General features: G+C 69.7%; 19 protein-coding genes. 10 read left to right on the top strand and 9 right to left on the bottom strand.

From position 1 onward, the window contains the following. Window positions 1-11: 11 nt before the first annotated feature. The 3 genes from OG741_RS34585 to OG741_RS34575 form a co-directional block, all read right to left on the bottom strand. The gene (locus tag OG741_RS34585; protein ID WP_405604260.1) at window positions 12-1,424 is read right to left on the bottom strand and encodes a family 2B encapsulin nanocompartment shell protein; all 1,413 of its coding nucleotides are present in this window, start codon (window positions 1,422-1,424) and stop codon (window positions 12-14) included. 490 nt (window positions 1,425-1,914) lie between these two features. Next, entirely contained in the window at window positions 1,915-3,060 is a 1,146-nt protein-coding gene (locus tag OG741_RS34580; RefSeq protein WP_405605938.1) for an RNA polymerase sigma factor, read from the bottom strand. 8 nt (window positions 3,061-3,068) lie between these two features. Next, window positions 3,069-3,476, bottom strand: a complete 408-nt coding sequence (locus OG741_RS34575; RefSeq protein ID WP_405605936.1) for a YciI family protein — start codon at window positions 3,474-3,476, stop codon at window positions 3,069-3,071. Window positions 3,477-3,632: 156 nt separating this feature from the next. Between OG741_RS34575 and OG741_RS34570 the strand changes: the two genes are divergently transcribed. Continuing rightward, window positions 3,633-4,211 (top strand): TetR/AcrR family transcriptional regulator, encoded by a 579-nt coding sequence (locus tag OG741_RS34570; RefSeq protein WP_405604258.1) that lies wholly within the window; start codon window positions 3,633-3,635, stop codon window positions 4,209-4,211. A gap of 141 nt (window positions 4,212-4,352) precedes the next feature. After that, window positions 4,353-5,222 (top strand): SDR family NAD(P)-dependent oxidoreductase, encoded by an 870-nt coding sequence (locus tag OG741_RS34565; protein WP_405604256.1) that lies wholly within the window; start codon window positions 4,353-4,355, stop codon window positions 5,220-5,222. 23 nt (window positions 5,223-5,245) lie between these two features. On the opposite strand, the gene OG741_RS34560 is transcribed toward OG741_RS34565, so the two are convergent. After that, window positions 5,246-5,974 carry a GntR family transcriptional regulator gene (locus OG741_RS34560; protein WP_405604254.1) on the bottom strand — a complete coding sequence of 243 codons (729 nt, stop codon included), beginning with the start codon at window positions 5,972-5,974 and terminating at the stop codon, window positions 5,246-5,248. A gap of 199 nt (window positions 5,975-6,173) precedes the next feature. Between OG741_RS34560 and OG741_RS34555 the strand changes: the two genes are divergently transcribed. The 5 genes from OG741_RS34555 to OG741_RS34535 all read left to right on the top strand — a co-directional run bounded on the left by OG741_RS34555 (window position 6,174) and on the right by OG741_RS34535 (window position 11,208). Continuing rightward, a complete protein-coding gene (locus OG741_RS34555; protein WP_405605934.1) occupies window positions 6,174-7,244 on the top strand; it encodes a zinc-binding dehydrogenase in 1,071 nt (356 codons plus the stop codon). 220 nt (window positions 7,245-7,464) lie between these two features. Then, window positions 7,465-8,379, top strand: a complete 915-nt coding sequence (locus OG741_RS34550) for a phosphate/phosphite/phosphonate ABC transporter substrate-binding protein (RefSeq protein ID WP_405604252.1) — start codon at window positions 7,465-7,467, stop codon at window positions 8,377-8,379. Then, on the top strand, window positions 8,379-9,092 hold the full coding sequence (locus OG741_RS34545) for a phosphonate ABC transporter ATP-binding protein (protein WP_405604250.1): 714 nt from the start codon (window positions 8,379-8,381) through the stop codon (window positions 9,090-9,092). The genes OG741_RS34550 and OG741_RS34545 overlap by 1 nt, the downstream gene beginning before the upstream one ends. After that, window positions 9,089-9,910: a phosphonate ABC transporter, permease protein PhnE gene (gene phnE / locus OG741_RS34540; RefSeq protein WP_405604248.1), complete on the top strand. Its 822-nt coding sequence runs from the start codon at window positions 9,089-9,091 to the stop codon at window positions 9,908-9,910. The genes OG741_RS34545 and phnE overlap by 4 nt, the downstream gene beginning before the upstream one ends. 305 nt (window positions 9,911-10,215) lie before the next feature. Next, window positions 10,216-11,208 (top strand): PI-PLC domain-containing protein, encoded by a 993-nt coding sequence (locus OG741_RS34535; RefSeq protein WP_405604246.1) that lies wholly within the window; start codon window positions 10,216-10,218, stop codon window positions 11,206-11,208. 43 nt (window positions 11,209-11,251) lie between these two features. Here the strand turns inward: OG741_RS34535 and OG741_RS34530 are convergent, their stop codons facing one another. Beyond that, entirely contained in the window at window positions 11,252-12,838 is a 1,587-nt protein-coding gene (locus OG741_RS34530; protein WP_405604244.1) for an MFS transporter, read from the bottom strand. 91 nt (window positions 12,839-12,929) lie between these two features. On the opposite strand from OG741_RS34530, the gene OG741_RS34525 reads away from it, so the two are divergent. Next, on the top strand, window positions 12,930-13,490 hold the full coding sequence (locus OG741_RS34525) for an isochorismatase family protein (protein WP_405604242.1): 561 nt from the start codon (window positions 12,930-12,932) through the stop codon (window positions 13,488-13,490). 39 nt (window positions 13,491-13,529) lie between these two features. Here the strand turns inward: OG741_RS34525 and OG741_RS34520 are convergent, their stop codons facing one another. Beyond that, window positions 13,530-14,090, bottom strand: coding sequence for a GNAT family N-acetyltransferase (locus OG741_RS34520; protein WP_405604240.1), 561 nt, complete (start codon window positions 14,088-14,090; stop codon window positions 13,530-13,532). A 288-nt stretch (window positions 14,091-14,378) separates the two neighbouring features. Between OG741_RS34520 and OG741_RS34515 the strand changes: the two genes are divergently transcribed. Then, window positions 14,379-16,442 (top strand): discoidin domain-containing protein, encoded by a 2,064-nt coding sequence (locus OG741_RS34515; protein WP_405604238.1) that lies wholly within the window; start codon window positions 14,379-14,381, stop codon window positions 16,440-16,442. 106 nt (window positions 16,443-16,548) lie between these two features. After that, window positions 16,549-17,166: a TetR/AcrR family transcriptional regulator gene (locus OG741_RS34510; RefSeq protein ID WP_405604236.1), complete on the top strand. Its 618-nt coding sequence runs from the start codon at window positions 16,549-16,551 to the stop codon at window positions 17,164-17,166. A gap of 40 nt (window positions 17,167-17,206) precedes the next feature. Here OG741_RS34510 and OG741_RS34505 read toward each other — a convergent pair whose 3' ends face one another. The 3 genes from OG741_RS34505 to OG741_RS34495 all read right to left on the bottom strand — a co-directional run bounded on the left by OG741_RS34505 (window position 17,207) and on the right by OG741_RS34495 (window position 21,095). Continuing rightward, the gene (locus OG741_RS34505; RefSeq protein ID WP_405604234.1) at window positions 17,207-18,712 is read right to left on the bottom strand and encodes a nucleobase:cation symporter-2 family protein; all 1,506 of its coding nucleotides are present in this window, start codon (window positions 18,710-18,712) and stop codon (window positions 17,207-17,209) included. Window positions 18,713-19,041: 329 nt separating this feature from the next. Then, window positions 19,042-20,427, bottom strand: a complete 1,386-nt coding sequence (locus tag OG741_RS34500) for a sensor histidine kinase (protein ID WP_405604232.1) — start codon at window positions 20,425-20,427, stop codon at window positions 19,042-19,044. Beyond that, on the bottom strand, window positions 20,424-21,095 hold the full coding sequence (locus tag OG741_RS34495; protein ID WP_405604230.1) for a response regulator transcription factor: 672 nt from the start codon (window positions 21,093-21,095) through the stop codon (window positions 20,424-20,426). The genes OG741_RS34500 and OG741_RS34495 overlap by 4 nt, the downstream gene beginning before the upstream one ends. Between the last annotated feature and the right edge of the window lie 328 nt (window positions 21,096-21,423).

Raw genomic sequence — 21,423 nt, 5'->3', positions numbered from 1 at the left:
GGAAGGGGCCGCTAGTCGCGCCTGCGGGCGATCTGTACGTTTTCCAGCACGCCGAGCGCGTTGGGCACCAGGATGGCGGCGGAGTAGTAGGTGGTGACCAGGTACGAGATGATCGCCTGCTCGCTGACGCCCATGAAGCGCACCGACAGGCCCGGCTCGTACTCCTCCGGCAGGCCGGTCTGACGCAGACCGATGACGCCCTGGTTGTCCTCGCCGGTTCGCATGGCGAGGATCGAGCTGGTGCCCTCCTTACTGATGGGGATCTTGTTGCAGGGCAGGATCGGGACCCCGCGCCAGGCCGGGACCTGCTGCCCGCCGAGGTCGACGTGGCCCGGACAGAGCCCGCGGGCGTTGAACTCACGCCCGATCGCGGCGATCGTCCTGGGGTGAGCGAGGAAGAGCCTGGTGCCGCGGCGGCGGCAGAGCAGCCCGTCGAGGTCGTCCGGGGTGGGCGGGCCGGAGTGGGTCTGGATCCGCTGCTTGAAGTCGGCGTTGTGGAGCAGGCCGAACTCCCGGTTGTTGATCAGCTCGTGCTCCTGGCGCTCGCGCAGCGCCTCGACGGTGAGCCTGAGTTGCTCCTCGGTCTGGTTCATCGGCCCGTTGTAGAGATCGGTGACCCTCGTGTGGACCCGCAGAACGGTCTGGGCGACGGAGAGTTCGTACTCGCGCGGCTTGAGCTCGTAGTCGACGAAGGCGCCCGGCAGCTCGACTTCGCCGGTGTGGCCGGCCGACATCGCGATCTCGGCCTCGCCGTGACGGTTCTGCCGCTGCAGGGGAAGCGAGCTGAACTGCCGGATGTGGGCTTGGAGGCTCGGCGCCGAGGACAGCACGGCTGCGAAGTCGGCGCGGGACAGGGTGAGCAGGGTGCCCGAGGTCTCGGCGGTGGCGGTGTAGTCCCAACTGGCGTCGGCGTCCAGAAGGGCGTTCTCACCGAACCGGTCGCCGTCGGCGAGTACGGCGACCGCCGCCTCGTCGCCGTACTTGCCGACGGAGGTCTGGTTGATCCGGCCGTGGGCGATCAGATGGATCTGCTCGGCGGGGGTACCGCGCTCGGCCAACACCTCGCCGGCGCGAAAGTCCCGCTGGACGCACCGGCCGGCGATCGCGGTCAGCACCTCCACGTCTTCGAAACCGCGCAGCAGGGCCAGTTCGCCCAGCTCGCGGGGGATCACCCGGACCTCGGCACCGTCCTGGACGAACTCGATGCGCCCGTCGCCGACGGTGTAGCTCAGCCGGCGGTTCACCCGGTAGACACCGCCCTTGGTCTCCACCCAGGGGAGCATCCGCAGCAGCCAGCGAGAGGTGATCTCCTGCATCTGCGGAGCGGACTTGGTCGTGGTGGCAAGGTTGCGGGCAGCCGCGGTGCTCAGGCTGGACTGCCGGGGCGGCTCCAGCTGTGCTTCCGGGCCGGTCTCAACGGTCATCGGGCGAACTCTCCTTCGCAAGGCGGGCGATCGGCGTACGCGCACGCCAACCGGTGAAGAGGAAAAGGAGGGTCAAGCTCTGGGCATCCGTCCAGATCCCGGTGAACAGTAACGGCCGATATGCCCTGGTCACCCCATGAGAGCGTGGGCATTACCTCGATGAAGTGACCTTGCTCCGTACGGGGTTTATCTGGACGAACGACGACATCCGAGCCATCCCCTCTTCGGTATCCACCACCTGATCTGACGGATCATCAGGGGGTGATCAGGGGGTACCGGGAGGCGAACGCGCGGGCCGCTGCAAGGGAAGACCGCCGTCGACTCCGAGGTTGGCCTCGTCGTCCGCCACCGCGGGAACGCCGACCTCGCTCCCCGGCACAGGCAAATCCAGCCAAGTTCGCCGCCGGCATGGCCCGCTATGGCCGCCACACCGCCTACCAGCTCACCGCCACCTCCGACGAGGCCGAGCGCGAGGCCCCAGGGCGACCCGTCAGTGAGACCGGCGGGCGTTGAGCCGGGCGGCCTGGCGCGTCAGGTGGTCGCGCTCGGCGAGATTGGGTGCCTGTTGGGCCGCCTCGGCGTACAGCCGTGCCGCCGTCGTCAGGTCGCCATCGCGCTCATGGAGGTACGCCGCCACCGCGGCGTGGCGGGGCAGGGAGTCGTCCAGCGCCGCGAGCGCCGCCAGGCCGGCGCGCGGTCCGTCGGCCTGGCCGACGGCCACCGCGCGGTTGAGCCGGACGACCGGGCTGTCGGTCAGGCGCGCGAGCTCGTCGTACCACTCGACGATCTGCACCCAGTCGGTCTCCTCGGCGGTGGGCGCGTCGGCGTGGAGTGCCGCGATGGCGGCCTGCGCCTGGAATTCGCCCAGCCGGTCGCGGGCGAGGGCCGCCTGCAGGATCTCGATACCCTCGGCGATCAACTCCGTGTCCCAACGGCCGCGGTCCTGCTCGGCGAGCGGCACCAGGCTGCCGTCGGGCGCGGTCCGAGCGGCGCGCCGGGCGTGGTGGAGCAGCATGAGGGCGAGCAGCCCCGCCACCTCGGGGTGGTCGATCGCGGCCGCGAGCTGCCGGGTGAGCCGGATGGCCTCGGCGGCGAGGTCGACGTCGCCGGAGTAGCCCTCGTTGAAGACCAGGTAGAGGACGCGCAGCACGGTGGCGACGTCGCCGGGCTGGTCGAACCGCACGCCGGAGACGGTGCGCTTGGCCCGGCTGATGCGCTGCGCCATGGTCGCCTCGGGCACCAGGTAGGCCTGGGCGATCTGGCGGGTGGTCAGCCCGCCGACGGCGCGCAGAGTGAGCGCGACCGCGGACGACGGCGTCAGCGACGGGTGGGCGCACAGGAAGTAGAGCTGGAGTGTGTCGTCCACCGCGGGCGCGGGCCCGGGCGCCGGCTCCTCGTCGACGAGGTCCTCACGCCGGCGGCGGGCGGTGTCCGCGCGGGTCGCGTCGAGGAACTTGCGCCAGGCCACGGTGACCAGCCAGCCCTTCGGGTCCCGCGGCTGGTCGGCCGGCCAGCCGCGGACCGCCTCGACCAGCGCGTCCTGCACGGCGTCCTCGGCCGCCGCGAAGTCGGCTCCGCGGCGGACGAGGATCCCGAGCACGCTCGGCGTGAGGTTCCGGAGCAGGACATCGTCCACTTCAGAGGTCACTCCGTGATGGTGGGCGGCGCGGCCAGGAACGGGCGCAGCTCGAGCCACTCGTGGATCGGCTTCCCGCCCGCCCCAGGGGCGGCCGACAGGTCCCCGGCCAGCTCGACGGCGCGCTCGTAGCTGTCGACGTCGATCACCATCCAGCCGGCGATGAGGTCCTTGGTCTCGGCGAACGGACCGTCGGTGACCGGCGGGCGGCCCTCGCCGTCGTACCGTACGAACGTCCCCTCGGGGGCGAGCGCCTGACCGTCGACGAACTCACCGGTCTTCTCGAGCCGGGCCGCGAAGTCGTTCATGTACTGGATATGGGCCGAGATCTCCTCCGGCGTCCACTGGTCCATGGGCACGTCGTTGACCGAAGCCGGGGCGCCGCGGTAGTGCTTGAGCAGCAGGTACTTGGCCATGGTGTTCTCCTCGGTGCTGGTGCGACCCATTGTGGTCGCGTTCACTGCGGGGACGGAGCCGGCCACGGGTTCTCGACATCACCGCCCGAAATTTTTGGCTCTCGATTCCAAGATCTTCTCATCGGGCCGCGGTCAGCGGCCCTCTATGCTGGGCCCGTGACACTGAAGGGCGAGCAGGGGCCGACGCTGCGGACGGATGCCGCACGCAACCGCGCCCGGGTGTTGCAGGTCGCCCGCGAGCAGTTGGCCGCCGGTGACGACTCGCTTCAGCTGAACGCCATCGCCCGGCTCGCCGGCGTGGGCGTGGGAACCGTCTACCGGCACTTCCCCAACCGCCACGCGCTGCGGGAGGCGCTGTCGGCCGAGCGCTTCCGAGAGCTGGTGGCCGAGGCCCAGGCCGCTGCCGCCGACGAGGACGCCCTTGGTGGGCTGCACCGCCTGCTGCGGTTCACCCTCGCGCGCGCGCTGGACGACAGCGGATTCGCCGCCGTGCTCGAATCCGCCAGCGATACCGAGGAGCAGACCTCGGCACTCAAGGCCGAGCTCGACCTGGCTGTCGCGCACCTGCTTGACCGCGCCCGCGGGATCGGCGCCATCCGGCGCGACATCGAGGCCGACGACGTGCGCCGTCTGCTCTGCGGTATCGAGCACGCCCTGCGCTCCGGCGCCGTTGACTCGGCCCGCACCGAGGTCTACCTCGGTGTCCTCCTTGAGGGCCTGCGCCCCCCGCGCTGACCTCGGCCGGCAACCGGGCCCCAAGGCACCGGTCGCCCTCACCTTCACCCTAACCGGATGACTATCCGGTTGTGCTAGCGTGCCCTCACAGAAACGGATACCTATCCGATTCTGTCAAGCGGAGCGACGGAGGGCAGAGCCGTGGAACAGCGGGCAGTGGTAACGGCGGGAACCGGGGGAATCGGCCTGGAGACCGCGATGGGACTGGCGGCGCACGGGCTCGCCGTCACCGTGGTCGGCCGCAACGCCGCGCGCGGCGAGCGCGCGGTCGAGCGCATCGCGACGGTCGCGACCGGAGGCGATCCGCGGTTCGTGGCGGCCGACCTCGCGTCGCTCGGCGACGTACGAGCACTTGGCGCCCGACTGGCGGCCGAGGGGCCGCTCAAGGTCCTGGTCAACAACGTGGGCGCGATGTTCGCGGACCGGCAGCAGACCGTCGACGGCATCGAGGCGACGTTCGCCGTCAACCACCTCTCGCCGTACCTGCTGACCGAGTTGCTGCTCGATCAGCTCCGGGCCGGCGGGCCGAGCCGGATCGTGAACGTCAGCTCCGGCGCGATCAGGGTCGCCAAGCGCACCTTCGACGCCGTCGAACCACCGGGCGGCTACTACGGCTTCCACTGGTACGGCCGCGCCAAGCTCGCCAACCTCGCCTACTCCCTGGATCTGGCGCAGCGCCTGCGCGGCAGCGGCGTCGCCGTCTTCGCGGCCGACCCCGGCGGTGCGGCGACCGACATGACCAACGGCACCATGACTTCACCGAGGATCGTCTCGCCCGGGCTGCGGTTGTTGTGGCCGCTGGTCCGGCGGACCTTCGAACGCTCCACCGCCGGCCCCGCGTCGGTGGCCGCCCGGCCGTCCGTCTTCGCCGCCACCGATGCCTCGCTCGACGGGCAGACCGGCTTGCTCATCGGACCCCAGGTTCGCCCCGTCCCCGCCTTCCGCGGGAGCACCGACCCTCGGACGGTCCACCACGTGCTCAGCCTCAGCCAGCGCCTGGCGCCTCTCTGAGGCGGCCGGTGATCGTCTGAGCGTCAGAGCATGGCGGTGCGGGAGCTTCGCGTATTGGTCACGGTCACCGTCGCGACGTCCGAGCGGTAGCGGTCGTCGGACCACTCGATGGGCGTGCCGTGGGAGTCGGTCGTCAGGCGCCGCTCCCGCAACAGCGGTGTGCCCTCGGGAACTTCGAGGAGCTTGGCGTCGAGCGGATCGGCAGGGATGGCGTCGAAGGTATGCCGGGCCGAGTGCAGGTCTACGCCCTGCTCGGTGAGCAGGGCGTAGATCGAGCCGGAGTCCAGGTCCGCGGAGATCAGCGGGCGGCCCACGGCTTCGACGTACGTCATCCGCTCCAGCATCGCCGGCCGCCCGTCGAGCAGCCTCAGCCGGATGAGCTGAACGGCGAGGTCGTCGGGGTCGACCTGAAGGGCCGCGCCGATCTCCGGCTCCGGGCGGCGCAGCGCGATCTCCTGGAGCCTCTGGCCCGGTGTGTAGCCGGTCAGTTCCGCGCGCCGGGTGAAGGACAGGAAGGACTCGAACGGCTGGCTCGGCACGGCGTCCAGCACCGCGGCCCGCTTGCCCTGCCCACCGCCGATGAGCCCCTCGTCCCGTAGTGCGGCGAGTGCTTGGCGGACCGGGCCACGTGATGCAGAGAACTCTTCGCACAGCTGAGCCTCGGACGGCAGGAACTCGCCGACCGGGAGGGCTCCGGAGCGAATGCGATGGCGGAGCTCGCCCGCGATGGAGCGGTGCAGTGGGGTGGCCATGGACTTGACCTTACAGGTCTGGACTGCGGCCACTAGGCCGCTCGGCACGGCCGACGGGGCATTCCCGGTTGCGTGCACGCCAGTTGTTCACCCAATGTTCCGCACCCCCACGACACCTCTCGCTCCCTCACCCGGATCTTGTATATATATGTTGGTGATCCATTGACTGCAACAGTGACAGGTTAGGCGTGTGGTGCCGATGCCCCTGGAAGACTTCATTGACGTCCGCTATGCCCGGTGGGACGGCGTCGGCCTGCCGTTCTCGCTGGTCCGCGCCACCACACCGGGACGACCCGGCGCCGGAGAGGTACTGGTACGCATCGATCTGGCCACCGTGTGCGGGAGCGATCTGCACACGGTGAGCGGACGCAGGCCCTCGCCGACCCCCTCGGTGCTGGGACACGAACAGGTGGGCACCGTCGTTGCCGTCGGCTCCGACGCCCCGGCGTGCGTGGACGGCACCCCGCTGGTGCCCGGCCTGCGTGTGGTCTGGTCGGTCACGGCCTCTTGCGGAAGCTGCGACCGCTGCCGACGCGGCGCGCCCCAGAAGTGCCGGCACCTGCGCAAGTACGGTCATGAGCCCCTCGACGAACGCGCCCCGCTGACCGGTGGGTTCGCCACCCATTGCGTGTTGTTGCCGGGCACGGCCGTCGTCGCCGTACCCGACGGCCTGCCGGACGCGGTGGCCGGCCCTGCCTCCTGCGCCACGGCCACCGTCGCCGCCGCCGTCCAGGCCGTCGGCCCCCTCGACGGGCGCCGGGTCCTGGTCACCGGGGCGGGCATGCTGGGCCTCACCGCGGTGGCCATGGCCGCCCGGGCCGGCGCGCACGTGACCGCGGTCGACCCGTCCCCCGCCCGGCGGACGCAGGCCGAACAGTTCGGCGCCGCACACGTCCAGGACGTCCACGAACCACCGGACACCGTCGACGCCGCCCTGGAACTCTCCGGCCGCACGGAGGCGGTGCGGACCTGCCTCGCCGCCCTCGACACCGGCGGCACCGCCGTGCTGGCGGGCTCCGTCTCTCCGGCGGGTTCCGTCCCCATCGACCCCGAATGGATGGTGCGCGGGCTGCGCACGGTCACAGGGGTGCACAACTACCGGCCCGCCGACCTACAGGCAGCCGTAACGTTCCTGTCCGGGCACCATCGCAGCCATCCGTTCGCCGACCTGGTCACGGGCGCCTACCCGCTTGACGCGATCGACGCCGCGGTCGAGGCCGCCCGCCGCTCGGCGGCTCCCCGCCAGGCCGTCCTGCCGACGGTGCGATGACGGTGAGAGCGCCGGCGCCACGCGGCGCCGGGTCGACGCTCCCGCGCCCCCGACAACCTGTTCGCGACGTCCAGATGAACACTTAGCAACCTGTAGATACAAGTGTTGCTCCAGGGTGGCTACGCCTGACACCTTGTGCTCGTAGCCGCCCCGGCGAGCGACTCCCCCCACGTCACCAGCATTCTCACCCTCCCTGTTCTTCCTCTCTTCGGAGTCCACTGTGCCTGTCCGCCGTCTCGCCCTCGCCACCTCACTCGCCGTTTCCGCAGCCCTCGGTCTGACCGCCTGCGGGGGTGCCTCGGACGCCTCCACGTCCGACTCGGCCACCTGCCCCGGCGGCAAGATCCGCTTCGGGGTCGAGCCCTTCGAGGATCCGGCCAAGCTGACACCCGCCGCCAAGGTCCTCGCCGACGCTCTGGGCGAAAGCCTGGACTGCGAGGTGGAGCTGACCGTCACCGAGGACTACTCCGCGGAGGTCCTCGCCATGGAGAACGGCAAGCTCGACATCGCCATCTTCGGCCCGCTCGGCTATGTGTTCGCCAGCAAGCGCGCCGAGGCGGAGGCCGTCGCCTCCTTCAGCGACGGCAAGGGCAAGGTGTCCAGTTACACCGCCGGCATCTGGGTGCCGAAGGACTCGCCGATCAAGACGGTCGAGAACCTCAAGGGCCACTCCCTCGCCCTGGCGTCGATCGGTTCGACCTCCGGCGACGCCCTCCCCCGCAAGGCCATGCTCGACGCCGGCCTGAACACGTCCGACGTCAAGGTCAACTACGCCGGCGGCCACCCCGAGGCCCTGCTCGCCCTGGCGAAGGGCAAGGTGGACGCCGCCGAGATCAACTCCCAGCAGCTGGCGAGCGCCACCGGCGCCGGCACCTTCGACCCGGCGAAGTTCCGCAAGGTCTGGGCCTCGGCTCCCATCCCCAACGACCCGATCACCGTCCGCGGCGAGCTCGACGCCGCGTTCAAGAAGGCTGTGACCGACGCGCTCCTGAAGCTCCCGGCCGACAAGGTCGGAAAGCTCGGCGCGCTGCTCGACGTCGACCCGCCGGCGCCCCTGATAGCCGTCGACAAGTCGACGTACCAGCCGCTCTTCGATCTGGCCACGTCGCTCAACCTCACCGAGAAGGACGTCTGATGCTCGCGCTGTCCCAGATCACGGTGCGGTACGGCGAGCGGCAGGTCTTGCACGGGGTCGATGTCACCGTCGCCGGCGGCGAGCTGCTGGCCGTGCTCGGGGCCAACGGCTCCGGGAAGTCGACCCTGCTGCGTGCCGCCGCCGGACTGGAACCGATGGCTGCGGGCAGCGTGACCGTCGACGGAAGGCCCTGCGGTCCGCTCGACATGGCCATGGTCTTCCAGCACATCCACCTGGTCCGCCGGCGCAGCGTCCTCGACAACGTCTGCGCCGGCGCCCTGGGCCGGCTCCGTCTGCGTCATTCGCTGACGCCGGCCCTGTTCCCGCGGCACCTGCGCGAGGAGGCCATGGCCTGTCTGGACCGGGTCGGTCTCGCCGACCGGGCGCACGACCGCGCCGGCAGCCTCTCGGGCGGCCAGCAACAGCGCGTGGCGGTGGCCCGCGCCCTGTGCCAGCACCCGCGGGTCGTTCTCGCCGACGAACCGGTGTCCGCGCTGGACCCCGCCGCATCGGAGCAGGTGCTCAGCCTGCTCGCCGAACTCGCCCACGACGACGGTCTCGCCGTACTCGCCGTCCTGCACCAGCCGTCCCTCGCCGCCCGCCACGCCGACCGCGTCGTGGGCCTGCGCGACGGCCGGGTGCTGCTGGACGGACCGCCGGAGCAGAACCTCGACATCCTGTACCAGCCCGCGGTTGTGGAGGCCGTTTCATGACCACCAGCATCGACGACGTCCGGCGCCTCACCGTGCCACCCAAGCCGCCGCGCCCCCGCGCGCTCGTCGCAGGCTGGGGCATCGCCGCAGTGGTGCTCACCGCGCACGTGATCGCCTGGAACGCCACGGACATGTCCTTCGCGGCGCTGGCCGAGGGCTGGCGCGGCATGGTCGACTTCATAGGCGAGGCGTTCCCGCCCGCTCTGGGGTGGGACGTGCTGGGGCCGAGCCTCGACGGCGCCCTGGCGACGCTGTGGATCGGTCTGCTCGGCACCACTCTGTCGGTGCCGTTCTCCCTCGCCCTTGCCCTGCTCGCGGCGCGCGGCACCGCCCCGTCCACCTGGGTCTACCAGGCGGCCCGCTCCCTGCTGTCGTTCCTGCGCGCGGTGCCCGACGTGGTTTTCGCGCTGATCTTCGTCACGGCCGTCGGGCTGGGCCCCTTCCCCGGCGTGCTCGCTCTGCTCTGTCACAACGTGGGCGTGATGGGCAAGCTGTGGGCCGAGGCCCTGGAGGACGCCGATCCCGGACCCGCCCAGGTTCTGCGGTCGGCGGGCGCCGGCCGTATCCAGATCGCCGCGCACGCCTTGCTGCCCGCGGTGACCCCGCAGTTGGCGGGGCTGCTCCTGTACCGGCTCGACGTCAATGTGCGTTCGTCGCTGGTGCTCGGCCTGGTGGGGGCGGGCGGCATCGGTTTCCTCATCAACCAGTCCATCAAGCTGTTCCAGTTCGACGAGATGCTGACCCACATCATGGTGGTCCTCGTCCTGATCGTGGCGGTGGACCGGGTGTCGGCCGCCGTACGGCGTCGCCTCACCTGACCCAAGCACACCGCCCGCACTCAACGGGTCCGCTGTCGCCCCCCGTCGGCCTGAGCCACGGAGCAGGTCCGGGTGGCGCAGTGGCGCCGCGCGCCGTCGGATACCGGCCGAACTCGTCCGCGGAGAAGCGGATCGACGGCCCGCGCGCTACTCTCCGCCGCATGATTGGCATGAACATGTTGCGACCGCGGTCGTGTGACCGCATGCGCGGCGGCCTGGCGTCGCCCGGCCCGCGGACCGCTCGCGCCGCGGTCCTGCGAAGAGCCCGCCGGCACTCCTTCGTATGCCTCCTTCTCCTGGCCCTCATGGGCGCGGCGACCGCCTCGACGGCCTCGGCCGCGGGCGGCACCACCTCCACCGTCTCCGTCTCCGTCTCCGCGGGCACGGGCGCGGGCGCGTCCGACGCCGCAACCGCGCGCTGGGGCGATCGCCGACTCGACGAGGTCGCCTTCCTGACCACCCACAACGCCTTCACCAACTACGAGGACTCCCGCTGGAGTTCCGCCAACCAGGCCGAGTCGGTGCGCGCCCAACTCGACAACGGCGTTCGCGGCCTGAGCCTGGACACGCACTGGTACGAGCGCAGCACCTGGCTGTGCATCATCAGCTTCGGGAGCGACTGCTATCCCAGCGACGTGTACCTGTGCCACGGCGACTGCAAGACCTTCGCCGGTGCCACGTACGCCCTGCCACGGCAGTCCTTCCACGGCACGATGCAGACCGTCGTGGACTTCCTCGCCACCCATCCCCAGGAGGTCGTGACCGTCTTCCTGGAGGACTACGTCAGCGCGGAGCAGCTGCGTCAGTCCCTCGGCAGGGTCAACGGGCTGTCCGAGCTGCTGCTCCAGCCCGACGCGTGGGGCGTACGACAGCACGGATGGCCGAAGGTCGCCGACCTCGTCACCGCCGGAAAGCGCCTGCTGATCTTCTCCGACCGGTCCGACCGCGAGCACCTGGGGGTCATGTACGACAAGTCCTGGACGGTGAGCAACTACTGGAGCCTGGGGGACCTCGGCAACGACCTGGCGTGCGTCAGCCGCTGGTCCGATGTGCCCCTGGACCGCCAAGAGCCCGGATTCCGGCGACTGTTCACCATGAGCCACCACCGCAACGTACCCACCGTCCTCACGGCGGCCCTGGACAACGGCACCAAGCTGAGAAACCGCATCGCCGACCAGTGCCGCACCGCGGCCGGGGGCCGCAACCCGAACTTCGTCTCCGTCGACTTCCACCGTCTGTCGGACGGCAGTGGCCACACCCCCGCCTCGATCGTCGCGGAGCTCAACGCGAGCCCCTGAGGCGCACACCGGACAAGGGATCCGCCCGCCGGGTTCCGTGGGTTCACGTCACCAAGGACCGGCGGGCGAGAACACGGCCTCCAGCCGCGATGGCGAGCGCGATCACGATCAGCATCGCCGCGACCGCGAAGGTGATCCGCATACCGGTGGCAACGGCCCCCGGGTGCGCCGTTGTGATGTCGGTCGTCGCCGAGGCGAGCGCGAACACGGCGCCCATGACGGATGCACCGGTGATGAGCCCGAGATTGCGCGACAGGTTCAGCATGCCTGAGATGACGCCCCGCTGGTCCGGGCGGACATCTGACATGACGGCAGTGTTGTTGGCCGTCTGGAACATCGCATAGCCGGCGGTGATGACGACGATGGGGGCGATGTAGCCGGGGATGCCGATCGTGCTCGGCATCGCGGACAGAATGAACGAGCCGGCCGCCATCCCGATGAGCCCGAGGAAGGTCATGCGTTGTGCGCCGAGACGGTCCACGATGCGACCGGCCGGCACGCCGCTCAGCGCGGCGACCAGCGGACCGACGGACATGACAAGTCCTACGAGAGCCGCGTCGAGCCCGAGCGCACGCGAGAGATGGAACGGCCCGACCACCAGCGTCGCCATCATCACCGTCGAGACGAGCGCGCTCATGGCGAGGCCCGCGCTCAGCGCCGGATCGCGGAACATCGCCAATCGGATCAAGGGTGATTCTGTCTTCGACTCGGCGAGGACGAAGACGCCGACTCCGAAGGCGGCAGCCAACAGCAGAGCCATGTTGAGCGGACCAAAACTGCCGTGCCCGATCGTCATGGCGAGTGCGTAGGCCGCGAGCGTCAGAGCGAGCAGCAGTGTGCCCACATTGTCGAAACCGGTCCGACCAGCCTTCGGCTCCCGGCGGTCGGCGGGCAGGCAGCGATGCGCGAGAACGAAAGTCAGGATGCCCAGCGGTACGTTGACGAGGAAGACGGCCCGCCAACCGAGTCCGGAGATCAGAACGCCGCCGAGCGATGGACCGAGAGCGGTGCCGATCGCGGACATCGTTCCGAGCAGCCCCATGGCGCTACCGGTCTGTGCCTTCGGAACCGTCTCACCGACAAACGCCATGGTGAGGGCCATCATGATGGCCGCTCCGAGCCCCTGCGCCGCCCGGGCGGCAATCAGCATCCAGAGCGTGGGTGCGACGCCGCACAGGACCGAGGCCACCGTGAACAGGACGATTCCGGCCAGCAGGAGCCGCCGGCGGCCGATGATGTCGCCGAGCCGTCCGACACTGACGATCAGGGTGGTGATGGCGAGGAGATAGGCGAGGACGATCCACTGGACTTCCTGGAACGAGGCGGTGAATGCCTGTGCCAACGTCGGCAGGGCAACATTGGCGATGCTGGTGCCGAGCGAGGACAGCAGCATGGACAGCGAAAGGCCGGCGAGCGCCCACCGGACTGAGGCCGTCCGTTCCGGGTTTCCAGCTACTGGTTCATCTCGTCCAGCGACAATTGGCTTCAACATGAGCTCCGTTGAGTGGCGGCTTGAGCCGCGCGGTGTTGTGGGGGCCGTGGTCTCACGGTCGGCCGGCCCTGCGCCCACAGTGCGCCCGACTGCCGTGGCGGCAAAGTCGGTTTGCCGATACGGCAAACGACGCAACATCGCGCTCTTTCACGCCTCGAGCGGTTGCCGGCGGATCGGCCTAGCGTGATCCCCGTGGCATGAGCCCGTCCGAGCAGCAGAGGAGATCGTCATGACCACGCTGGCAGATCGACCCCACACCGCCTTGATGGTGATCGACGTCCAGAACGGTGTGGTGGCCGATGCGCACCGGCGCGACGCGGTCATCGCCAACATCCGCACGCTCGTCGACAGGGCTCGCACCGAGGGTGTCCCGATCGTCTGGGTCCAGCACTCCGACGATCACCTGGAGAAGGGCAGTGAGGCCTGGGAGTACGTCCCGGAACTGGCACGCCAGGAGTCGGAGCCGTTGGTGCACAAGATGTTCGGGGACTCCTTCGAGGACACCGACTTGGAGGAGGTGCTGGCCGAGGCGGGAGTCGGACGTCTGGTCGTGACCGGCGCGGAGACGGATGCCTGCGTCCGGTCCACGATCCATGGCGCTTTTGTGCGTGGCTACGACGTGACGCTCGTCGGTGACGCGCACACGTCGCAGGACCAGAGCGCGTGGGGCGCTCCGCCGCCGGACAAGGTCATCGCGCACACGAACCTGTACTGGCAGTACGAGACTGCGCCCGGCCGCACCGCCGGCGTCACGGAGACGAAGGACGTGACGTTCGGACGAAGCGCGTGACGTTCAGCGGCTGAGCCGACGGGCCGACAACCTGAGCTGTCAAAACGCCCGCTTGCCCGCCCGCCACTCCGGTGCAAGCACCGACCAGACCTCCTCGTCGTGCCGTTGCCCCCGGTACAGGTAGCTCTCCCTCAGCACGCCGTCCTTCGTCATTCCGAGCCGCCGGGCCACGGCGATGCTGGGTTCGTTCGCCGCCGAGACCCACCACTCCACGCGGTGGATGCCCCGCTCCTCGACGGCCCAATCGATGATCACGCGCGCGGCCCGGGTCACCAGCCCCTTGCCCACCGCCGACGGCTCCAGCCAGCAGCCCGCCTCGGCGGTGCCCTGCTCCGTGTCCATCCTCCGGAAGAGGACCGCGCCGACCAGCTTGCCGTCCGTCCAGATGCCGTAGAGCCGCCCGGCGTCGGCCGCCGCCTTCTCCGCGTACGCCTGGAGGAACGTCCGGCTCGACTCCAGGTCCGTTACGACATCGGGCAGCGCGTTGTACTGCCCGATGAACTCCCGTCCCCGGTCCACGTGAGTCAGGAACTCCTCGGCCTGCCACGGTTCGAGCGGTCGCAGTTCGGCGCCGTCGTCGCCCAGGGATATCGCGTACATCGTCACCTTCCGCGGCAGGAAACCAGCGCACACGGCGCGAAGGGATCTTCTCACGGGCGGCCATCGCAGGCGGCATCACGGGCAGCGCCACCGGCGGCATCACAGGCAGCGTTACGGGCGTCCGCGACGGAGCCGACGACCCATCAGGTCATCCGTCCCGGACTATTGACTCCGAGTCTCACAGCCGCGATTCTCGTCGCATCGTTCGCGTGGGACATGACAATCACGTCAGGTCTCCGGACGGTCTTGCTCCCCCACCCCGCAATCCTCCGACCGAAGGCGTGAGTGATGACCACGACTCGACGCTCGCACCGCCGACGCAGGCCCCTCGCGGTTCTGTCGTTGCTCCTCACCGTCGTGGCCATGGTCCTCGGCACAGCACCCAACTCCTCGGCCGAGTCGGGCTGGTGGACACCGGCCGCGCGGCCCGCGCCCGACTCCCAGATCAATGTCACCGGCGAGCCCTTCAAGGGAACCGACGCCCAGGGGCGGGTACGGGGCTTCGTCGACGCACACAACCACCTGATGTCCAACGAGGCCTTCGGCGGCCGGCTCATCTGCGGCAAGACGTTCTCCGAACTGGGCATCGCCGACGCACTCAAGGACTGCCCCGAGCACTACCCGGACGGCTCGCTCGCGATCTTCGACTTCATCACCAAGGGCGGCGACGGCAAGCACGATCCCAACGGATGGCCGACGTTCAAGGACTGGCCCGCCCATGACTCGTTGACCCACCAGCAGAACTACTACGCCTGGGTCGAACGGGCCTGGCGCGGCGGTCAGCGGGTGCTCGTCAACGACCTCGTCACCAACGGCGTGATCTGCTCGGTCTACTTCTTCAAGGACCGCAGCTGCGACGAGATGACCTCCATCCGCCTGCAGGCGCAGAAGACGTACGACCTGCAGGCCTACGTCGACAAGATGTACGGCGGCCCCGGCAAGGGCTGGTTCAGGATCGTCACCGACTCCGCTCAGGCCCGCGAGGTCATCCAGCAGGGCAAGCTCGCCGTCGTTCTGGGCGTCGAGACCTCCGAGCCGTTCGGCTGCAAGCAGATCCTCGACGTCGCGCAGTGCAGCAGGGCCGACATCGACCGCGGTCTCGACGAGCTGTACAAGCTGGGCGTACGCAGCATGTTCCTGTGCCACAAGTTCGACAACGCCCTGTGCGGCGTCCGATTCGACTCGGGCACCCTCGGCACGGCGATCAACGTCGGCCAGTTCCTGTCGACCGGCACCTTCTGGAAGACGGAGAAGTGCGCAGGCCCGCAGCACGACAACCCCATCGGCCTCGCAGCGGCGCCCAACGCGGAGAAGGAGCTGCCGGCAGGCGTGCACGTCCCGTCGTACGCCGCGGACGCGCAGTGCAACACCCGCGGTCTCACCGAGCTCGGCGAGTACGCCGTGCGCGGCATGATGAAACGCAAGATGATGCTGGAGATCGACCATATGGGCGTCAAGGCCGCGGGCCAGGCCTTCGACATCTTCGAGTCCGAGTCCTACCCGGGCGTGATCTCCTCGCACAGCTGGATGGACCTCAGCTGGACCGAGCGCGTCTACCGTCTCGGCGGCTTCGTCGCCCAGTACATGAACGGCGCCGAGGCCTTCAGCGCCGAGGCGAAGCGCACGGACGCGCTGCGCGACAAGTACAACGTCGGCTACGGATACGGCACCGACATGAACGGCGTGGGCGGCTGGCCCGGCCCCCGCGGCGCGGACACCCCGAACCCGGTGAAGTACCCCTTCCGCAGCACCGACGGCAGCGCCGTCCTCGACAGGCAGACCACCGGCGAGCGCACCTGGGACATCAACACCGACGGCGCCGCGCACTACGGCCTGGTCCCTGACTGGATCGAGGACATACGACTCGTCGGCGGCCAGGGTGTCGTGGACGACCTCTTCCGGGGCGCCGAGTCCTACCTCGGCACCTGGAAGGCGTCCGAGAACCACAAGGCCGGGGTGAACCTTGCCGCGGGCTCGTCCACCTCGGCCAGTTCGTCGGAGTGGAGCCTGTTCACGAGTTATGCACCCGACCGGGCCGTGGACGGCAACGCGGACACCCGCTGGGCGAGCGACTGGAGCGACGACCAGTGGCTACGGATCGACCTCGGCACCCAGAGCCTGATCAAGCGCGTCACCCTCAACTGGGAGCGCGCCTACGGGAAGGCGTACCGCATCGAGGTCTCCAGCGACGGCACGAACTGGCAGTCCGTATGGTCCACGACCGCCGGTGACGGCGGCCTGGACACGGCGCAGTTCACCGGTACGCCGGCCCGCTACGTCCGCGTCCACGGCCTGGAGCGCGGCACCAAGTGGGGCTACTCCCTCCGCGAAGTCGGCGTCTACAGCAGCTGACACCACCCATGGAGTCCCCAACGGCCGGGGCCGGCCGGATCAGTTCTCCTGATCCGGCCGGCCCCGGCCGGTTGCTTCCGCGCGGCACAAGAACGAAGGAAACGACATGGCACGCATGCCGTCGGCCGAGCGGCGCCGACAGCTGATCGAGGCAGCGATCCGCGCGATGACCCGCGACGGCGTCTCCAGGACGACGACCCGGTCCATCGCGGCCGAGGCGGGCGTGTCACTCAGCGTCTTCCACTACTGCTTCGACTCCAAGCAGGCCCTGATCGAGTCCGTCATGGCGACGATCACCGATCACTCCGTCACGCTGGTGAAGGAAGCGATCCGCCCGAAGGCCACCCTCAGGGAGACCATCCGGGCCGGTTTCCAGGCCTACTGGGACCATGTGACCGCCAACCCCGGCGAGCACATGCTCACGTACGAACTCACGCAGTACGCCCTGCGCCGCCCGGGGTTCGAGCATCTGGCACGGCGGCAGTACGCGCTCTACTGCGACACCTACGGCGAACTCATCGAGCAACTGCGTCACAGCATGGGGTTCGAACTCAGCGTGCCCGGCCCCGTGCTGGCCCGCTATCTGGCCGCCATGACCGACGGACTGACCCTGAACTTCCTCGTCCTCGGCAATGACACCGCCTCGGCGGACATCCTCGACATGATCACCGACCACGTCACCGGCCTCGTACGCGGCCAGGTCCAACCGGCGGCAATGGACTGAAGCGGTCCGCCGGGCCCGCGAGCGAGCCCGGCGGGAGATCCTAGGCGCCGTCCGGCTCGTCCGCCGACGCACCGGCGGGGGCGACCTGGGCCGGCACCCCGGCGGGTGCAGGAGCGGGATGAGCCGGGGCGGCGTCCGCCTGGTCCACGCCCGTCACCACACCGTCCGCCACCTCCGGCTCGCTCTGCGGCTCCTTCGGGCCCAGGCGATTGAGGACCAGGTTCAGCAGGATCGCGGTGCTCGCGCCGAGCGTGACGCCGCTGTTCAGCAGCGAGGCGAGGTCCGCGTTCATGTGCTCCTTGAACAGCACGGGGACGGTGGACGGCAGCAGGGCCATCGCCAGCGAGACGCCCACCACCAGGGCGTTCTTCTCCTCCTTGAGATCCACCTTGGCCAGGGTCTGGATACCGGCCAGGGCGACCATCGCGAACATCACGGTCGCGGCGCCACCGAGCACTGGGTGCGGCACCGAGGCGACCGCGGCGGCGGCCTTCGGCAGCATTCCCAGCACGATCATGAAAACACCGGCCGCGACGACCACGAAGCGGCTCTTGACCTTCGTCATCCGCACCAGGCCGACGTTCTCGGCGAAGGCGACGTACGGGAAGGAATTGAGCACACCTCCGAGGGCGGTCGCGGCGCCGTCGGCGCGCAGGGCGCGAGCCACGGTCTCGCCGTCGATCTTCTTGCCCACGATGTCGCCGATGGCGTACGTGTCACCGGTGGTCTCCACCATGGTGATCAGCATGACGATCAGCATCAGCAGGATCGGGAACCACTGGAACTGCGGGACGCCGAAGTGGAACGGGGTGGTGACGCCCACCCAGTCCGCCTTGCCGACGTCGGTGAAGCTCGCGTCACCCAGCAGGAAGGCGGCCGCGGTGCCGCCCACCAGCCCGAGCAGGATGGCGATGCTGGACAGGAACGGCCGGCCGATCTTCATCAGCACCAGAATGAAGGCCATGGTGCCGCCGGCGTAGGCGAAGTTCTTGGGATCGCCGAAGTGCGGGCTGCCCACCCCGCCCGCCGCGTCGTTAAGCCCCACCGGGATGAGGACCAGACCCAGGACGGTGATCACCGTGCCGGTGACCACCGGCGGGAAGAGTCCCAGCACCGCCTTGAAGGCCCGGGCGGGGAGCCAGGCGAAGGCGAAGGTGGCGAAGCCCGCGGTGATCACCGCGCCGTAGATCACCAGCAGGGCGGCAGTGCCACCGCCGGCGCCGAGGCCGATCGCGATCATAGGGGACACCGCGGTGAAGGTGACCCCTTGGATCAGCGGCAGCCGCGCGCCTATCCGGCCGATGCCGAGAGCCTGGATGATCGAGGCGATACCGCAGGTGAACAAGTCTGCGTTGATCAGATAGACGAGCTCTTCGCGGCTGAGCCCGAGGGCCCCGCCCACGATGATCGGGACGATCACGGCACCGGCGTAGAACGCCAGGACGTGCTGAAACCCGTAGAGAGCCAGTTTCGGGAGGGGGAGCACCTCGTCGACCGGGTGCTCACTTTGCTTTCCGGCAGCGGAAAGCGGGGCGACTCGTGCCATCTCCGCCTTGCCCTTCAAGAGGTAGGTAGTGAGAGGTCCTCTGGTTATCCCTGGCGCGACGACGATGGCGCACCCTGGTTTCAGCCAGTCGCAGGGGGCTCGAAGGCTCGCGGTGTCTCCGTCGGCTCTTCGTCCTGTGTGACGCATATCCAACGCCAGAGAGGAACTCGGCGAACATCGTAGACTTCTCCAAAGAAAGAGCCGCCCTCGGGGCCTCTACCTGGGCAAACCTCCAAAGCCAGGGCCGCGCGCCCCGGCCCCCGATACGGCAAGTCCCCCTGAGGCGGGGCCATTTCGAGCCACGATTCACACAATCACGAGTGCGATGATCACGAGGGGTGTGACGAGCCTTCCCGGCCCCCGGCCGCCCGGAAGGACAGGCGCATGACCGTCCCGCCGTCCTCCGCGGGCTCGGCTGTGGCTGTGGCACCGTGCAGGGCCGCGGCCTGGGCGACGATGGACAGGCCAAGGCCCGAGCCGGGGCGGGCGCGGCCGGCCGGGGCGCGGTAGAAGCGGTCGAAGATGTGCGGCAGGTCGCCAGGGTCGATGCCCGGACCGTGATCACGTATGGTGAGCTCACCGTCACGCAGCCGGACTTCCACCACGGAGCCTTCGGGGCTGAACTTGGCCGCGTTGTCGAGCAGGTTCGCCGTCGCGCGAGCCAGCCGGGCACGTACGCCGAAGATCAGTGTGGGCTCGGTCTCGACCGTGAACACCGTGGCGGGCCGATGCGCGCGAGCCCGGTCCACGCACTGGGTCACGACCGCGTCGAGGCGGAGGTCGTCGGCCGGTTCGTCCGCCCCTTCGTCGCCCCGCGCCAGCTCCGCCAGATCCTCCACCAGGTCCACCAGCTCGCTGATCTGCCGGTCCAGAGCCTTCGTGGCGCGTTCGCGGCGGCGGACGTCGTCGGGGGCGATCCTGGCCAGGAGTTCGGCGTTGGTGCGCAGGCTGGTCAGCGGAGTGCGCAGCTCGTGGGAGGCGTCCGCGACCAGGCGGCGCTGGGCGGTGAGCGAGTCGTGCAGAGCCGTCAGCATCGTGTTGAAGCTGCCCGTCAGCCGGGCCGCTTCGTCGTGGCCGGTGACAGCGATGCGGTGCCGGGTGTCACGGGTCGCGGCGATCCGCTCGACGACGGCTGTCAGCCGGGCCAGCGGGGCGAGGCTGGTGCGGGCGACGAGGTACCCGAGAAGGCAGGCGAGGAGCACGCCTGCGGCTCCGGCTTCGATCAGTACCGTACGGACGCGTGCCACACCGCGCTCCACCCCGTCGGAGCGCACCCAGACCTGCACCGCCCGGCCCTGGGCGACCGGCGCGGTGTAGACGCGGACCGGGTGGCCCTGAAGCCGGGCGGTGCTGAAGAACGCGGTCTTCCTGCCGCCTGCGACGGCCCGCGCGTCACGGGTGTCGAGCGCGCCCCGCTCGGTCGCGCCCTCGGCGCTGACCTCTCCGTCGGAGCCCACGAGTTGCACGCAGGCAGGGGCGGACAGCCAGGCACAGGGGCCGGCCGCCGACCAAGTACCGCTCTGGACCTGCCGTTTGATCCCGTTGGCCTCGCGGACCAGCCCGAGATCCAGCTCGCGATGGGCCTGGCGGTCGGCTGCGACGTAGCCGACCACGGCCATCGCTGCGACGGCGAGGGCGACCGCGAGCGCCGCGGTGCCGGCCATCCGGCTGCGGATCGACAGCCGCCGCCAGAAAGTCAGGAGTTCCGGTTTCATTCCAGCGCCAGCCGGTAGCCGAGCCCGCGCACGGTGTGCACCAGGCGCCGTTCGCCGTCCGCTTCGAGCTTGCGGCGCACGTAACGGATGTAGACCTCCACGGAGTTGGAACCGGGCCCGAAGTCGTAACCCCAGACGCGGTCCATGATGACTTCACGGGTCAGCACATGGCCCGCGTTGCGGACCAGCAATTCCAGGAGAGCGAACTCGGTTTGGCTGAACTGGATCAGCCGGCCTCCGCGCCGCCCCCGTCGCGCCTGCGGGTCAAGCGTGAGGTCCGCGAAAGCCGGCGCGTCGCCGTCCTCGGGATAGGCGCGACGAAGCAGGGCCCGCAGCCGCGCGAGGAGTTCCTGAAGTGCGAACGGCTTGGCGAGATAGTCGTCGGCCCCGGCGTCGAGCCCGCCCACCCGGTCCTCCACGGTGCCGCGCGCGGTGAGCACCAGGATCGGCGTGCGGTCGCCGAGCGACCGCAGCCGTCGGCAGAACGCGAGCCCGTCCATCCGGGGCATGAGGACGTCAAGCACGATGGCGTCCGGCGGGCGCGCCGCCACGCTGTGCAGTGCCTCGGCGCCGTCGGCTGCCAGCGCCACGGCATAGCCTTCGATCTCCAGGGCCTCGGCGACGGCCTCGCGCGTGGCCGGCTCGTCATCCACGACCAGCACCGACACGGCTCCCAAACGTACCTCCCGGGGACTGTTCCGACGCGCGTCCTCTGCGATCTCTCACGTCACGCCGCGCCCAGGGCGTGTTTTAGAAGTTTCTCCCCCAGAGCTTCGCCTGGGAGGTACCCCCACCCCGCGACGCCTGGCACGCGCACTCGCGGTGTTGTCGGAGTCGCCCAAGTACGTCCAGTACGAGGGCAATCCTCCGCCTTGCGATTGCACGCACCAGACGCCGCGGGGCCCGCCCTCCGGGCGGACGGCGCTACTTCTGAAACACGCCCTGGTGGTTCTCATCTGCCTCTCACCTTTGAGAAAGACGGTGACTGCCATGTTG

The sequence above is a fragment of the Streptomyces sp. NBC_01410 genome (assembly GCF_045040195.1).
In the GTDB taxonomy this organism is placed as follows: domain Bacteria; phylum Actinomycetota; class Actinomycetes; order Streptomycetales; family Streptomycetaceae; genus Streptomyces.
This window is presented reverse-complemented; position numbering and strand designations above follow the sequence as displayed.

Coding starts and splice junctions, on each gene's coding strand:
- OG741_RS34585 (WP_405604260.1), bottom strand. CDS start 1,424: ATGACCGTTGAGACCGGCCCGGAAGCACAGCTGGAGCCGCCCCGGCAG.
- OG741_RS34575 (WP_405605936.1), bottom strand. CDS start 3,476: ATGGCCAAGTACCTGCTGCTCAAGCACTACCGCGGCGCCCCGGCTTCG.
- OG741_RS34560 (WP_405604254.1), bottom strand. CDS start 5,974: ATGGCCACCCCACTGCACCGCTCCATCGCGGGCGAGCTCCGCCATCGC.
- OG741_RS34555 (WP_405605934.1), top strand. CDS start 6,174: ATGCCCCTGGAAGACTTCATTGACGTCCGCTATGCCCGGTGGGACGGC.
- OG741_RS34545 (WP_405604250.1), top strand. CDS start 8,379: ATGCTCGCGCTGTCCCAGATCACGGTGCGGTACGGCGAGCGGCAGGTC.
- phnE (WP_405604248.1), top strand. CDS start 9,089: ATGACCACCAGCATCGACGACGTCCGGCGCCTCACCGTGCCACCCAAG.
- OG741_RS34535 (WP_405604246.1), top strand. CDS start 10,216: ATGGGCGCGGCGACCGCCTCGACGGCCTCGGCCGCGGGCGGCACCACC.
- OG741_RS34530 (WP_405604244.1), bottom strand. CDS start 12,838: ATGTTGCGTCGTTTGCCGTATCGGCAAACCGACTTTGCCGCCACGGCA.
- OG741_RS34525 (WP_405604242.1), top strand. CDS start 12,930: ATGACCACGCTGGCAGATCGACCCCACACCGCCTTGATGGTGATCGAC.
- OG741_RS34520 (WP_405604240.1), bottom strand. CDS start 14,090: ATGTACGCGATATCCCTGGGCGACGACGGCGCCGAACTGCGACCGCTC.
- OG741_RS34515 (WP_405604238.1), top strand. CDS start 14,379: ATGACCACGACTCGACGCTCGCACCGCCGACGCAGGCCCCTCGCGGTT.
- OG741_RS34510 (WP_405604236.1), top strand. CDS start 16,549: ATGGCACGCATGCCGTCGGCCGAGCGGCGCCGACAGCTGATCGAGGCA.
- OG741_RS34505 (WP_405604234.1), bottom strand. CDS start 18,712: ATGGCACGAGTCGCCCCGCTTTCCGCTGCCGGAAAGCAAAGTGAGCAC.
- OG741_RS34500 (WP_405604232.1), bottom strand. CDS start 20,427: ATGAAACCGGAACTCCTGACTTTCTGGCGGCGGCTGTCGATCCGCAGC.